Origin of the sequence: Spirulina subsalsa PCC 9445, from assembly GCF_000314005.1 — a bacterium.
GTDB lineage: Bacteria > Cyanobacteriota > Cyanobacteriia > Cyanobacteriales > Spirulinaceae > Spirulina_A > Spirulina_A subsalsa.
This window is the reverse complement of record NZ_JH980292.1, coordinates 2,220,071-2,234,328: the sequence shown is the minus strand read 5'-3', so window position 1 is coordinate 2,234,328 and position 14,258 is coordinate 2,220,071. Positions and strand designations below refer to the sequence as shown.

10 protein-coding genes are annotated in these 14,258 nt (G+C 47.0%); 5 read left to right on the top strand and 5 right to left on the bottom strand.

Translation table 11 applies throughout. The annotated features are described in order from the left end of the window. The first annotated feature begins 48 nt into the window (after nucleotides 1-48). Nucleotides 49-684, top strand: coding sequence for a peroxiredoxin (locus tag SPI9445_RS0110370; RefSeq protein WP_017304681.1), 636 nt, complete (start codon nucleotides 49-51; stop codon nucleotides 682-684). 95 nt (nucleotides 685-779) lie between these two features. On the opposite strand, the gene SPI9445_RS27530 is transcribed toward SPI9445_RS0110370, so the two are convergent. Continuing rightward, the gene (locus tag SPI9445_RS27530) at nucleotides 780-3,041 is read right to left on the bottom strand and encodes a WD40 repeat domain-containing protein (RefSeq protein ID WP_017304680.1); all 2,262 of its coding nucleotides are present in this window, start codon (nucleotides 3,039-3,041) and stop codon (nucleotides 780-782) included. A gap of 438 nt (nucleotides 3,042-3,479) precedes the next feature. On the opposite strand from SPI9445_RS27530, the gene SPI9445_RS0110360 reads away from it, so the two are divergent. After that, on the top strand, nucleotides 3,480-5,078 hold the full coding sequence (locus tag SPI9445_RS0110360; protein WP_017304679.1) for a gamma-glutamyltransferase family protein: 1,599 nt from the start codon (nucleotides 3,480-3,482) through the stop codon (nucleotides 5,076-5,078). Nucleotides 5,079-5,186: 108 nt separating this feature from the next. Here SPI9445_RS0110360 and SPI9445_RS0110355 read toward each other — a convergent pair whose 3' ends face one another. Then, nucleotides 5,187-6,569, bottom strand: a complete 1,383-nt coding sequence (locus tag SPI9445_RS0110355) for a hypothetical protein (RefSeq protein ID WP_017304678.1) — start codon at nucleotides 6,567-6,569, stop codon at nucleotides 5,187-5,189. Nucleotides 6,570-6,859: 290 nt separating this feature from the next. On the opposite strand from SPI9445_RS0110355, the gene SPI9445_RS27525 reads away from it, so the two are divergent. Next, nucleotides 6,860-8,881 carry an adenylate/guanylate cyclase domain-containing protein gene (locus SPI9445_RS27525; RefSeq protein ID WP_017304677.1) on the top strand — a complete coding sequence of 674 codons (2,022 nt, stop codon included), beginning with the start codon at nucleotides 6,860-6,862 and terminating at the stop codon, nucleotides 8,879-8,881. A 70-nt stretch (nucleotides 8,882-8,951) separates the two neighbouring features. Here the strand turns inward: SPI9445_RS27525 and SPI9445_RS30905 are convergent, their stop codons facing one another. After that, nucleotides 8,952-9,485, bottom strand: a complete 534-nt coding sequence (locus SPI9445_RS30905) for a hypothetical protein (RefSeq protein ID WP_193379263.1) — start codon at nucleotides 9,483-9,485, stop codon at nucleotides 8,952-8,954. 234 nt (nucleotides 9,486-9,719) lie between these two features. Continuing rightward, on the bottom strand, nucleotides 9,720-9,875 hold the full coding sequence (locus SPI9445_RS30475) for a hypothetical protein (RefSeq protein ID WP_164674506.1): 156 nt from the start codon (nucleotides 9,873-9,875) through the stop codon (nucleotides 9,720-9,722). 266 nt (nucleotides 9,876-10,141) lie between these two features. On the opposite strand from SPI9445_RS30475, the gene SPI9445_RS0110340 reads away from it, so the two are divergent. Together SPI9445_RS0110340 and nagB are read left to right on the top strand one after the other, a co-directional pair. Beyond that, entirely contained in the window at nucleotides 10,142-11,098 is a 957-nt protein-coding gene (locus tag SPI9445_RS0110340; protein WP_017304675.1) for an ABC transporter permease, read from the top strand. Between the two features lie 29 nt (nucleotides 11,099-11,127). After that, entirely contained in the window at nucleotides 11,128-11,913 is a 786-nt protein-coding gene (gene nagB, locus SPI9445_RS0110335) for a glucosamine-6-phosphate deaminase (protein ID WP_017304674.1), read from the top strand. A 149-nt stretch (nucleotides 11,914-12,062) separates the two neighbouring features. Here nagB and pckA read toward each other — a convergent pair whose 3' ends face one another. Further along, nucleotides 12,063-13,754: a phosphoenolpyruvate carboxykinase (ATP) gene (gene pckA, locus SPI9445_RS0110330; RefSeq protein WP_017304673.1), complete on the bottom strand. Its 1,692-nt coding sequence runs from the start codon at nucleotides 13,752-13,754 to the stop codon at nucleotides 12,063-12,065. Between the last annotated feature and the right edge of the window lie 504 nt (nucleotides 13,755-14,258).

Genomic DNA, 14,258 nt, shown 5'->3' with positions numbered 1-14,258 from the left:
GGGAGAGGATGTCAAAGCAAGTGTGTTCATACAGGAGAATTTGTAAATATGGCATTACAACTAGGCGATACCGTCCCCAACTTTACGCAAGCTTCCAGCGAAGGGGAGATTTCTTTTTATGATTGGGCTGGAGATAGTTGGGTTGTTTTATTTTCCCACCCGGCCGACTATACCCCCGTTTGCACCACAGAATTAGGGGAAGTGGCGAAACTGAAACCGGAATTTGAGAAACGCAACGTTAAAGTTATTGCTTTGAGCATTGATGATGCGGACTCTCATCAGGGATGGATTGGAGACATCAACGAAACCCAAAACACCACCGTTAACTATCCGATTTTGGCGGATGTCGATAAAAAAGTGTCTGAACTGTATGGGATGATTCACCCCAGCATTAGTTCTAATATCACGGTGCGCAGTGTTTTTGTCATTGACTCCAGCAAGAAATTACGTCTCACCATTACCTATCCCCCCAGCACCGGGCGCAACTTTGATGAGATTCTGCGAGTGATTGACTCGTTACAATTAACCGACAATTATCAGGTGGCGACTCCTGTTAACTGGAAAGATGGGGATGATTGTGTGGTGGTGCCTTCTATCCCCACGGAAGAAGCCAAACAAAAATTCCCCAAAGGGGTCAATGAAATTAAACCCTATTTACGCATGACTCCCCAACCCAATCGTTAGGGATGTCTTGATGGGGAGCAGGGGAGAGAGGGAGAGGGGGAGAGAGGGAGAGAGAGAGGGAGAGGGGGAGAGGCAATCTCCCGACTCCCGACTCCCTATTCCTCCCGTTTTTCCCATAGCTTAACGGTGCCATCTTGACTGGCACTCACCAACTGCTGACCATCTGGAGAAAAGGCGATCGCATTGACCCGATTTTCATGACCCGCCAACAGTGCCACCTTCTCCCCCGTGGTGGTATCCCAGAACGTGATGGTTTTGTAGGTTGTGGCGCTAGCGAGAATAGGCTGGGAGGGGTGCCAGGCGAGACTGTAGACTTGATTGAGTAAGCGAAGACTGTTTAACTCCTGTTGAGAGGGAACCGTCCAGAGGCGGATTTTGCGATCGCTTCCCCCACTAGCTAACGTCTGACCATCGGGACTAAACACCAGACTATGTAAAGTTCCCCCCACCGCTTGACTCCTTAATTTTTCCCCCGTTTGCACGTCCCAACTTTTTAGGGTGCCGTCACTGCTGCCACTGACTAACGTTTTACCATCGGGACTAAAGGCGATCGCATAAACCCGATCCCAATGACCCTTGAGCGTCCGTAACTCTCGCCCCGTCCCCACATCCCAAAGTTTCACCGTCTTATCATAACTACAGCTAGCAATCGTTTGACCGTGAGGACTAAACAGAACCTGACTCACCCCATGAAAATGTCCCTCAAAAGTGTGCAGGAGTTGCCCCGTATTCACATCCCAGAGTTTCAGAGAATTATCCGCACTGCCACTTACTAAACGGTGGCCATCAGGACTAAACGCCAGACAAAACACCTCATCCCGGTGTCCCATAAACATCCGTCGGGGATTCAAACTCTCCCTATCCCATAATTTAATCCCATAATCCGCGTCAGGACAGGCGATAAACAGCCCACTCAGCGCCACCGTGCGCACCTGTTCCAACTCACTAGGCAACGTCTCCACACAATGCCAAACCTTCAACAAAGCGGCCTCTTTCTCCGGATTGAGACGAGAAGCGGCAAAACGGCCAAAAGCATCCCGTAAGGTACTGCCCAACCCCGCTAAATTATCCCCCAGACCGCGCACCCCTTCCGTCAAATCTCGCCCCAATTCCTCCAAATCGGGAAGTTCTGGGGGAGTTGGTTCTGATTCAACCTCCGGTTCAACTGGGGGGTCTTCCTCCGCCATCGGGGGGGCTTCTGGCGCGGCCTCAGCCTCCTCCTCCACGACGGGAGGAGTCGGGGGAGATTGTAACCCAGCGTCCTGTTCAGCCTCGCGGAAGAGAATCGCCTCCCGTAAACTCGCCAACTCTTCCACCACCGGAGGATTAAACAGAGGTTCTATTTGAGCTTGTACCCCTTGCAACGCCCCTCTGAGGTCGCTAATTTCGCGCTCCAAGGGGCTTAAATCCACCGGAGAAGGCGCAGGAAGGGCTTGCCCTTGCCATTCCTTAAATTGACGGTCTAAAGCCTCTAATTGAGTCAAAATTGCATTAGCTTGAGCCTCATCGGTTCCCAAAGCAGACACCGAGAGACTATTCAACTGTTGATGCAGGTGGCCAATTTCCCCAGTGATCATCTCTAGGCGTTCTTGCAGACCATTCAACAGACCTTGACGGTGAGTTATGGCCTCCCATTGGTCGTTTAGTTGGGTTAATTTCTCCTGAATTGGAGTCAATTGGTCCCGCACAAATTGACTGGAAATTTGCTGCTGTGCCAGGGTCTTTACTTCCCCTTGTAGGGGGGAGAGTTCCCCTTGTATCGCCGCCACCCGTTGGGAGGTTTGCTGACTCACCTCCGTTAAAGTCATAGCTAATTCCCGTTGTTTTTCTTGTAACGAGGGCAACTGTTCCCGCAGAGGGCGTAACTCATCCCACACCGAGTTAAACTGCTCCCGCAGGGCGGGTAATTCTCCCACCACGCCATCTAAAACCTGTTGTATCACCCCCCATTTTTCCTCACTGGATTGGGAAAACCCTTGCGCTTGGGTTTCCAGTGCCTGATATTGGGTTTCCAGTTGATGATATTGCGTCGTAATCGGTTCAAACTTGGCTTGTATGGCGAGTAATAACTGCTGTAACTCCTCCAATTGTCCCGTAATGCGGGGTTCAATTTGTGCCGTCGATTCCACCAGTTGGCCTTGTTGTTGCGTCAATTCCACCAACTGGGTTTCAAGGGGTAAAAGGCGCGCCACTTGTGCGGCGAGACGTTGACGATTCAGGGTATTTAGCCCCAACGTCACCGTTAAAGGAGCCGCCGCATAGATGGCCTGTTGTGTCGCCACCGCCGCCACAGTCCCCGACAGGGAAGCGACGATGCCGACATACTCGGTAATTTCTAGCCAGTGACGTTTACTCATGTAAAATCCTCCGGGAGATGGGAAACTGCCATTTTCAAATGGCAGAGGAAAATCGACTCGGCGGTTTTAACCGCCGTGAACATCTGTAAGCTGTCCCGAACGCTCGGTTTTCGTTTGTCAATTAGAGGGGCAACTTGGGTTGTTGCCGGACTTCGGAAACTAGGGCGAAAGCCCCGTCTCTTTAGAGCGGGGTAAGCTTACAAACTGCTCTCTCTCTTTGCCCGATATCCATACACCAGTTTAACGGTTTGTTGGCTGACATGAGCAGGTACAGCGCGGGACTTATAGCTCCCCAAACCCCTCAAAAGTTAAAACTAGACAACCTTTGCTATTATCAACAAGAGGGGGTAAGCATCAGCAACCAACCTTTTAAATTCAGAATTTCCTTGTCTTGTTCTCCGGAGAAGTCCATCGACAGGACAAAACGCCCTAGATAGCATGATCAATTCCTTGGACTTGTCCCATTCTCCCTACTCTGCCGCCCGTTATGTGATGATGGGGAAACGGGGCGCAGTAGCTACCAGTCAGCATTTAGCAAGTTTAGCGGGGGTGGAAATGCTGCTCGCTGGGGGCAATGCGGTAGATGCCGCCTTAGCTATGGCGATCGCCCTCACCGTCGTTGAACCTACCTCAAACGGTATTGGCTCCGATGCTTTCGCCCTTGTTTGGGACGGTCAATTACACGGCATTAACGGTTCTGGCAAAAGTCCCAAAGCCTTAGACCTCAACCATTTTGACCCATTGGGCAAAATTCCTGAATTGGGGTGGCTTTCGGTTACGGTTCCCGGTGCCGTGGCCGCTTGGTACGATATCTGGCACCGTTGGGGAACCCTCGCCTTTGCTCATCTGTTTGAACCTGCTATCCGGTACGCCGAGGAAGGGTTTCCCGTCTCTCCCATTACCGCCCAAGCGTGGCAACGAGCCGAAAAGCAATATCTCCCCCTCCAAGGTCGAGAATTTCAACCCTTTAAACAGATCTTTTTCCCTCAAAATCGTGCGCCCAAAGCGGGGGAAATTTGGGGCAGTGAAGCCCATGCCTACAGTCTAAAAGGGATTGCGAAACATGGGGGCGAAAACTTCTATCGCGGGGAAACCGGGGAACAAATTGCTCACTATGCCAATGATACCGGGGGACTTCTGAGTTTTGATGACTTGGCGGAACACCATTCGGAATGGGTGAATCCCATCCACAGTGATTATCACGGCCTCTCGGTGTGGGAATTGCCCCCCAATACCCAAGGCATCGCCGCTTTACTCGCCCTGAATATCCTCGAAGGCTTTGATTTAGCCCAGTATCCTCGGGAGTCGGTGGAGAGTTATCACTTGCAAATCGAAGCCATGAAGCTGGCCTTTGCCGATGTTTACCGCCACGTTGGGGACCCGCGCTATATGTCGGTGACGGTGGGGGAATTACTCTCTAAATCCTATGCCGAGAGTCGCCGTCAATTGATCCAAGATCATGCCATCCCCTTAGCGAATCCCGGTTTGCCCAAAGGGGGAACCGTGTATCTCTGCGCGGCGGATGGAGAACTGATGATCTCCATGATCCAATCTAATTTTAATGGCTTTGGCAGTGGGATTTTAATTCCAGACACGGGAATTGCACTGCATAACCGAGGATCAGCGTTTACCCTCACCTCGGGACATCCTAACCAAGTAGCGCCGCAAAAACGCCCCTTTCATACGATTATTCCGGGCTTTTTGACCGAAGGGGGGCAAGCGCTGGGGCCATTTGGGGTGATGGGGGCGCAAATGCAGCCTCAAGGTCATGTACAACTGGTGGTGAACCTGCGGGATTATGGGATGAATCCTCAGACGGCGTTAAATGCCCCACGCTGGCGGTTTTTGCGGGATAATCATATTGTGATTGAGTCAGGGGTGAGTGGGGAGATTGCCAGCGGCCTACAAAAGCGGGGGCATCAGGTGGCGGTGACAGGGTTTGATCATTTCGGCAAAGGTCAGATGATTTTACGGCATAATGACGCGCTGATTGCAGGTTCTGAGCCTCGGGCGGATGGGTGTGCGATCGCCTATTAACCCTAACCCAGATTATCCCTCTTCTGTCAGATCAGGTTCAAACCCAGATTCTCTCGTGGGCTGTGATGGCGAAGATTCGTGAAAATCTTCGAGAGTGAGAGAAGAAGATTATTCACCATCATCAAAACTATCCCCTTCCAAAATGGCATCCCGATGACGCTTGAGGGTGCGCTGGATTTTCTGGATGAGGAAGGTAGAATCAGGGTGTTGGGGAATTGTTCCTAAATCTGAAAGGCTGATTTCAGTATGGGCGATTTTTTGTGCTAAGGTTTGGGCGCCTTCGGTATAACTGGCGAGTAACATTTCTCCTGAATCGGGTAAATCGGAAATCTCCGTGGCTAAGTCATCGGGTATAAAGTTCGTGAGATCCACTCCGGCCTCGACAATCAGCATTTCTAAGTCTTCTAAGGCTTGTTGCGCTCGTTGAATTTTTTTAATGAGCGATCGCGCTGATTTTAACCCGGTTTGGGCTGAAGTGGTCAAACTGGCTAACTTTTCGGTAAAGGCACTGGCCACCCGGTTCATTTCCCGACTGGCTTCTAGGCTATGATTAACCATATTGCCAATCTCATTAGTAATCTGACTGAAGCGGGAAATTTCCGTATCCGACTGATTCGCCACAATCGCCGCCTGTACCGACAAATACCACACCTGCTCACTAATGCGCTTAATCAAGTGAGAGGTCGTGTAAATCTTATCAAGTTCCTCACTCAATAAGCGCCCAATCTCGACAATATCATTGGTATTTTCCACAATCAGATTAATTCCGGCAAAAGTCCCCCCAAAGGCCGCCTTTCCTTCCTGTGTTGCCGTCGCGCTCATTTGGAGTAAATGCTGATTCAGATGGGAGACATCTTGTAAAGCTTGTTCTAATTCCGCCTGTTTCGCCGCCAGTTGTTGATGTTCTGCGATCGCACCCTGTTGACTTTCCAGCAGTTGGCTAATTTTTTTGACCTTCTGTTCCTGTTGTTCCAACTTTTCCGAGGAACGTTTTAACGCTAAACGGTGCTGACTCGCCTCATGGATAGAATTCTGGGTAATCTCCGAATGGGCGCGCACCAGCGTTTGAAATTCCAGCAAAAAATGATTCCCCAACTCCGGATTCACCGCATCCCGCGAAGTAATAATTAACGGTTCATAAACATTATCCGCCGTCCGTTCCAGGGCTTTCACCAGCGCCCGAGTAATCTTTTCCTCCTCCGGGAACAACAAAAAACTCTTCTGGGGCTGACTAATACTTAAAAACACCTCAATGGGGCGTTCTAAAAAAATATCAGGCCCATAGGGGGAACTCATCCACTCATTAAACTTTCGTCGGGAAATCATCCCCAACAGTCTCCCCTCCTCGGCAATAATCACCCCCGGTAGCCAAGGCTCCTGATGAAATTGTTGCGCGACAAATTGCCCAAGAGTATTGGGACTCACCTGGAAAAAATGTAAGGGTAGATCCCCCAGCGTTGAACGGGAAGTCAACCGAGTGGGCTTACTCATCAGACTTTAACTTTATTGTGCCTCAGCCATATTCCTACAAGTTTAATGGGAGTTTGTCGGTTATCCACGGATCTTTGCAAGAATTTTAGCGCACCCCTTCAGGTTAGCCCCTTAAGTTCCCTCCCCTCCCCACTCCACAAAAGAGGAGAAAAGTCCTCAGTCCCCACTCCAGATCACTCCTGTAGCATCAGGAGTTGTGCCATAATAACCTAGCACTCACCCAAGTTTTGCCTTGTGTCTGGCTCAATCTTGTTTAACACTCCACCCGCAACAAGGGACGGCCTTAATTTATGAAATTACTGCCCCCGATGACTTTCCTGCGATTCCTCTTGCCCCTCCTCGCAGTATTGTTCATCTTTCTCAGTTTCAGCCAAACCAACCACCTTGAGAAGGCCGCCCCCACCCCCACCCCCCTCAGTACAAACTGGCTTTATCGTTGGGGAAACTCCCCCTACACCCCAGAAAATCTCCCCCTCTGGGTGCTAGAATCTCCCCCAGGGAATTGGACTCCCCTCACCCTCCCCCAACGTTTAGAACCTCCCCCCCACACCCAAATCCTATGGTTAGCGGTGTCCCTTCCCCCCGGAGATTGGTCGTTCCCCAGCCTATCTTTTCAAACTATCCCCCATCTCCTCAATGCCTATTTAAACGGTCAATTAATTTATAGTTATGACGAGTTAAGCCCCACGGGAGAGTTAATCCCCAATGAGGGCAAATTTCCCCTAGTGTTTTTACCCCCAGATTTTGCCCAAAAAATCCTTTATTTGCAAGTTTATGTTCCGGGTAAAAGTATTACATTAGGCTATGATCCGTTAATTAAAATTGGCAACTCTGACCAATTATTTAAGGCGTTAATTTTAAAAGATAGTGTTCAATTTACCCTAGGTCTGCTTTTTATTTTTTGCGGTTTAGTGCCGCTTCTTTTTGCCCTTTTTACCTCAACTAAAAGCTATTATATTTCCTTCGGCTGGTTTGTCTTGCTTATTGGAGTATACACGATTACTCCAACCCAAATTATTCGCTTACTTTTAAATTATAGTATTTTTTGGACTTATATTCATCACACGGCTTTTCATCTTATCGCGCCCAGTTTGTGCCTATTTTTTGAACATATTTTTGGTCAACGGCGTTATGGCATTGTTCGGCGTTTATGGCAAATTCATCTAAGTTATGCCCCCATTGCCTTGATTTTTGGCTTCCTAGGATTCTGGGAACTCGCCTCCCACCCCACCCAACTGTTAGGAGTGACAAGTGCCGTAATTTTGCTCTTTCTCGTCCTGAGAACGGCTATCAAAGGTAATCAAGAAGCGAGAATCTTTGCCCTAGGTTTTATGGTCTTAATGGTGACTATGATTTATGACATTATCACCTATGTTTTCTTTAAGCCCTTGAGCGCACAATTTCAACTCTATTATTGGGGAATGCTCTTTTTTATTGGCTGCATTGCCTACTTATTAGAATGGCGTTTTGTGGAAGCCCAAAAACGCTTAAAAGCTTACAATTTAGCCTTAAAACGGTTTGTCCCCCATGAGTTTCTGAATTTCCTCCAACGAGAGAGTATTATTTATGTCGGTTTGGGGGATCAAGTTCAGGAAGATATGACGGTTTTATTCGCCGATATTCGCTCCTTTACCAGTATTTCTGAAAGTATGTCCCCTCAGAAAAATATTGAATTTTTAAATGCTTATCTCAGTTATGTGAGTCCGGTGATTCGGCACAATGGGGGGTTTATTGATAAATACATTGGGGATGCGGTGATGGCATTATTTCCCCATCATGCAAATAATGCCTTGAATGCGGCTATTGCGATGCAGTTTCAAGTGGAAGAATTTAATAAAATGGGTCATGGGGAAGGGTATCCGAGGGTGAATATTGGCATTGGTTTGCATCGGGGGAATTTGATGTTAGGGACGATTGGGGAACAGGAACGCTTACAAACGACGGTGATTGCTGATGCAGTCAATTTAGCCTCTCGGTTGGAAGAATCTACGAAACAGTTTGGGGCGAAAGTGATTGTCAGTGAGAGTACATTATTGGGGTTGCAGGAGTGCGATCGCTACTTAACTCGTTATTTGGGGCAGATTACCGTCAAGGGCAAGAAAAACGCTGTTCGGATTTATGAGGTGTACAATTGTGATCCTGAATCCTTGCAGGTGCAAAAGACGGCGACTAAGGCAGAATTTGAACAGGCGATCGCATTGTTTGATCAAGGGGATTACACTCAAGCCCATGCCATCTTACAGCAACTCCTCGCCCACTGTCCCGAGGATATCGTTCTAAGTCGTTGTTTACAGCGTTGTGCCTTGAATTGAGCATCGAGTCAGCCCAATGATGGGAGATGTCTAATGGGTTAAACCCAGTTGTTTAACCCCTCTTCTGGGTTTAACACCCCCCACAACCGCCACCACTACAACCACCCCCCCCAAAACCTGCGCCCGCACCCCCGCCGCCGCTACTACCACTACCACCTCCCACGCCAGCACCACCGCCATAACTATTGGGACATTTCTCCACGTTGCGAGGTCGCTTCAGGGCATAACCGCGCAAGTGAATGCTGTCCCGACGACGTTGAGGATAACAATGAGGACACCACCACCCCTCATAAACCACTGAGTTAAGGCCATGAGTCGCCCGTTCAATATTGGTGAGCAAGGGCATTAATTGCGGTTCAAAGACCTTTTGCATCGGTTCTTCACAAACAGCACAGTGGAAACGAGATATATTACCCCCTCTTTTGTTTTTGCTGCGCTGAGATTGTTGTTTCTGCCAAATCCAATTACACATAGGAACAGAGGTGACATCAGCCAATTCTGCGGCAATTAACCACAGGATCCAGTCACGATTCACTAACCATTGTAGAATTGACCACAGGAAATCAAAACGATAGTTTGCAGCGACAAAGATTATCGCTGCCACGAAGAGACATAAGAAGAGGATCAGCCTTTTGAAGTTAACGGAAAAGGCGTATATGTTTGCTTTTGCAGGAGATCTCTTCCAAAGCCAATGCCAAGGTATACCGCAAGCGATGAGAAATAGTGGCCAGAAAATCCTTTTGTAGACAATCCATAGGATTCCTATCCAGATGAAGCCAAAGGTTAAATCTGGGTCGATTATTAGCTTGCCCCAATAGAGGATCAGCCCAATGCTGGACTAGAGTAGAGTAAATAGGAAGAATTGCAGCCAATAATATGAAGGGCGATCGCACTCATCCACCAACTTAAATTCACTGTGTCCGGTGGGAGGAATGGGTGCAGAGACGCTCAACCAAGGGCAGAACACTTTCGGGGCAGTCTGGGGAGATAACATAACTGAGAAGCTTTAACTTTTAATGTGCATTAAGCAATGATTACTAATTCTAATAAAAATTCTATCAATATCAAAAATAAAGCAATAAAACTTATTGAAAGCTGTAGTGTTTTGAATAAAAAGCATAGCGTGAGGCGTTAGATTGCCCTGTTGCTGCACCCAAGCGACAGATCCCAGAAATTGCCCCCGGTCAAAGAATTCCCATAGTGCAGCCCGCCTTGAGATGCCCTGTGATATAGTGCGTGGACAGAGTGACCTTATACCCCATGACACGCTATCTCATTAATCGCCTACTCCTCTCAATTCCCACACTGATTGCTATTAGTGCCGTAGTGTTTTTGATTCTTGCTTTAGCCCCCGGGAATCCTATGGGAGAGTTTGCCTCCAATCCTTCCATTAGTGCAGAGGTGCGGGAAAATATCAGGCGATCGCTTGGTTTAGATCAACCCATCTACATCCGTTATTTCAAATGGATTTGGGCGTTTCTCAGAGGCGACCTCGGCTATTCCTTCACCAGTCGCAGCCCCGTCATAGACCTCATCTTACAACGCCTGCCCACAACCCTGTGGGTCGTCGGCAGCGCTTATATTATTAGTGTCCTATTAGCCCTGCCATTAGGCATTATTTCCGCCCTCAAACGCTATTCCTTTTTAGATCAACTTGTCACCACCTTTTCGTTTTTAGGCTTCTCCCTACCCACCTTTTTCACCGGGTTACTCTTTATCATCATCTTTAGTGTTAATCTCAAATGGTTTCCCTTCATCTACAACAGCACATTACAAGTCAATAGTTGGGCAACCTTCATCGAGCAAATTAGACAGTCTATTATGCCTGTAACCGTCCTTGCCCTCTATCAATCCGCCGTATTAATGCGCTTTGTACGGGCTTCTATTTTAGAACAATTACCTCAAGATTATGTCCGTACAGCCCAAGCCAAAGGACTGCAACAATGGATCATTTTAAACCGTCACATTTTACGCAACGCCTTAATTCCTGTTATTACCTTAGTCGCCCTAGACATTCCCACCGTTTTCACCGGAGCATTAATTACAGAACGAGTGTTTCGCGTCCCCGGCATTGGAGCCTTATTGATTGAATCCATCTATCGCAGTGATACCCCAGTCATTATGGCCATTACATTTATTTACGCCATTCTGATTGTTATTTTTAATTTAATCGCCGATCTTACCTATGGTATCTTAGATCCAAGAGTGCGTTATTAACTCTGGGAGCAAGAGATCAAGGGGGGACAATGCAACTGGTGATTTGTGAACAAGATATCGGCATCTGGGCGGCTAATTATATTAAAAAAAAGATGTTAGCGTTTTCTCCTAGTTCAGAACGTCCCTTTGTCCTTGGTTTACCCACAGGAGGAACACCCATCAGCACCTATCAAAACTTGATTAAATGGTATCAAAAAGGCGTGATCAGTTTTCGCCACGTCATCACGTTTAATATGGATGAGTATGTAGGCTTACCAGAAGATCATCCCCAAAGTTATCACTCTTATATGTATCAAAACTTTTTTAATCATATTGACATTCCCCAAGCGCAAATCAATATTCTAAACGGCAATGCGGAGGATTTAGAACTAGAATGCACCCACTATGAGGAAAAAATTAAGGCCCTTGGAGGAATTGAATTATTTGTCGGTGGAGTGGGAGAAGACGGTCATATTGCCTTTAATGAGCCGGGATCTTCTTTAGAGTCTCGCACCCGGGTTAAGATACTAACCTATAGTACATTGTTAGCCAATTCTCGCTTTTTTGGCGATGATCCCCAGCAAGTACCGAAACGGGCGTTAACGGTAGGGGTAGGGACAATCTTAGAGGCGCGAGAAGTGATGGTTTTAGTCAAAGGCTATCATAAAGCGGTGGCATTACAACACGCCATAGAGGGCTGTGTGAATCATATGTGGACGATTTCTGCCTTGCAAATTCATCCCAAAGCCTTAATTGTTTGTGATGAAGATGCGACGCTAGAATTGAAAGTTAAAACCGTGAAATATTTCAAAGAGTTGGCGGAAATGACCTCATGATTTTAGCCCGAGTCTTTAAACTGGTTTTATTCAGCAAACCCTATATAAAAAACCCAAAACCATGACAAAAACCGAGTTACAGAAAATACTGTAACTCAGTCTTTCACTTAATTATCAATCATGGTCGCACTCACTCACAAAGGTGATGCTCAATCGGCACAAGGCCCCGCCGCAATCACTTCTTCCCGCGCTGTTTCAAAGCGCTTGAAGTTCTGCACAAACCGACGGGCTAAATCCTTAGCTTGTTGGTCATAAGCCGCCGGATTATTCCACGTACTCTTAGGATCTAACACCTCAGCAGGTACACCCGGAACAGACTCAGGAATCAACACTTTGAAAATGGGGTGCGGTTTGAACTTCACATCGTCTAATTGACCTTTTAACGCCGCAGAAACCATTGCCCGTGTGTGTTTGATAGCAAACCGTTGACCCACACCATAAGGCCCACCAGACCAACCTGTATTCACCAGATAAACTTTCGTGCCGTGACGGTCTAAACGTTCGCCCAACATTTCAGCGTAAACTGTGGCAGAAAGAGGTAAGAACGGTTTACCAAAACAAGCGGAGAAAGTAGCCTCGGGTTCCGTGATGCCCCGTTCTGTTCCGGCTAATTTGCTAGTATAACCAGACATGAAATGATACATCGCCTGTTCTTTCGTTAACAGGGAAATCGGAGGCAGCACACCAAACGCATCCGCCGTTAAGAAAATAACCGTGTTGGGATGTTGTCCCACACTGGGAACTACAGCATTGGGGATGTAATCAATCGGATAAGCCACCCGTCCGTTTTCTGTGATGCTATCATCATCATAATCAGGCATCCGTTCCGCCCAATCTAGCACCACGTTTTCCATTAATGACCCAAAGCGAATGGCTTCCCAAATTTGGGGTTCATTTTCTTTGGATAACCGAATGGTTTTGGCGTAACATCCCCCTTCAAAGTTGAAGATGCCATCTTTTGACCAACCATGTTCATCATCCCCAATTAAGCGGCGTTCCGGGTCGGCCGATAGGGTAGTTTTCCCAGTACCCGACAGACCAAAGAATAAGGCTGTATTGCCCTCTGCATCCATGTTAGCGGAACAGTGCATCGGTAATACATCCTGCTTGGTCATAAAGTAGTTCATTAAGGAGAAGACGGATTTTTTGATTTCTCCAGCGTAGTAAGACCCCCCCACAATGATCAGTTTTTTACCCAAATGTGCCACAATAAAGGCTTCTGAGTTAATCCCGCCATCATTTTCTGGATCGCCTTTTAATCCGGGAACAGCCAAAACGGTGAAATCCGCTTTGTGGTGCGCTAATTCTTCTTCACTCGGACGAATGAACAGTTGATGGGAGAATAAGTTTTGGGAAGGTAATTCATTGATAATCCGCACACCCATGCGATGTTTCGGATCTCCCCCCACAAATCCATCAAAAATATACAGATCCCGACCTTGTACATAGGATAAAGCGTGCCGATATAACAGATCAAAGTTAGCTTCTGAAATCGGCACGTTTAATTTATTCCAGTGAACTTCTTCTTTGGAAGTCGGTTCTTCTACAATAAATTTGTCGTTAGGGGAACGCCCTGTATATTTCCCAGTTTGAACACATAATGCGCCATTACTGGCTAAAACCCCTTGACCTCGGGCTAAAGTATGTTCAATTAGTTTAGGAATGGAAAGGTTGCGGTAGATGTGGCGAACGTTTTTAATGCCTAAAGACTCTAAACCATAGGTTGGGGTTGCTTCATTGCTGAGAGATTCAGTGTCGTCAAGATCCTTATCTAGCAATTTGTCAACCACGAGTTCTTGATAGTCATTTTTGTCTTGATAAGCACTGCTTTGTTGAGTCATAATGAACACTCCAGTCAATAAATGAGCTTTGCCCTACCAATTGCTTGTAGCATTTACGCTTGTAGCTTTTGCCTTTTCGGTTTGGCTATTGCCGCTTATGCTTGAAACCTTGCATTTTGAAAATCCCCAACACTACCCAATAGTGAGGCTTTGAATTTAGCGTGTGAGTCAACAGGCTTTTTCGTTGAGTTTGCTGTTTGATTAATCCGTTTACTTGATCCCCATCTATCAAGATAGAATTACAAGATAGGGCAAAAATCAAGGGTTAAGACTTGGGTATTAAACCACGCTTGGGTTACTTGACAATAGACTGAAAAAGTGGGTATAACCTTTATTCTGGAATATCTACCCTGCAATATTATCCTGCAATCTTTCGTAAAAAAACGAAAATTTAGGGAATTGATTCTAGGAAACCTAGTTACAGAAACCTAGTTCAGAAAACTCAAGTTCAGAAAACCTACTTTAGGAAATGAGTTCAAGAAGTTTAACTCATTAGCACTAACT

Bases quoted from the DNA above. Each gene is read 5' to 3' on its own strand.
- SPI9445_RS0110370 (WP_017304681.1), top strand. From the start codon at position 49: ATGGCATTACAACTAGGCGATACCGTCCCCAACTTTACGCAAGCTTCC.
- SPI9445_RS27530 (WP_017304680.1), bottom strand. From the start codon at position 3,041: ATGAGTAAACGTCACTGGCTAGAAATTACCGAGTATGTCGGCATCGTC.
- SPI9445_RS0110360 (WP_017304679.1), top strand. From the start codon at position 3,480: ATGATCAATTCCTTGGACTTGTCCCATTCTCCCTACTCTGCCGCCCGT.
- SPI9445_RS0110355 (WP_017304678.1), bottom strand. From the start codon at position 6,569: ATGAGTAAGCCCACTCGGTTGACTTCCCGTTCAACGCTGGGGGATCTA.
- SPI9445_RS27525 (WP_017304677.1), top strand. From the start codon at position 6,860: ATGAAATTACTGCCCCCGATGACTTTCCTGCGATTCCTCTTGCCCCTC.
- SPI9445_RS30475 (WP_164674506.1), bottom strand. From the start codon at position 9,875: ATGTTATCTCCCCAGACTGCCCCGAAAGTGTTCTGCCCTTGGTTGAGC.
- SPI9445_RS0110340 (WP_017304675.1), top strand. From the start codon at position 10,142: ATGACACGCTATCTCATTAATCGCCTACTCCTCTCAATTCCCACACTG.
- nagB (WP_017304674.1), top strand. From the start codon at position 11,128: ATGCAACTGGTGATTTGTGAACAAGATATCGGCATCTGGGCGGCTAAT.
- pckA (WP_017304673.1), bottom strand. From the start codon at position 13,754: ATGACTCAACAAAGCAGTGCTTATCAAGACAAAAATGACTATCAAGAA.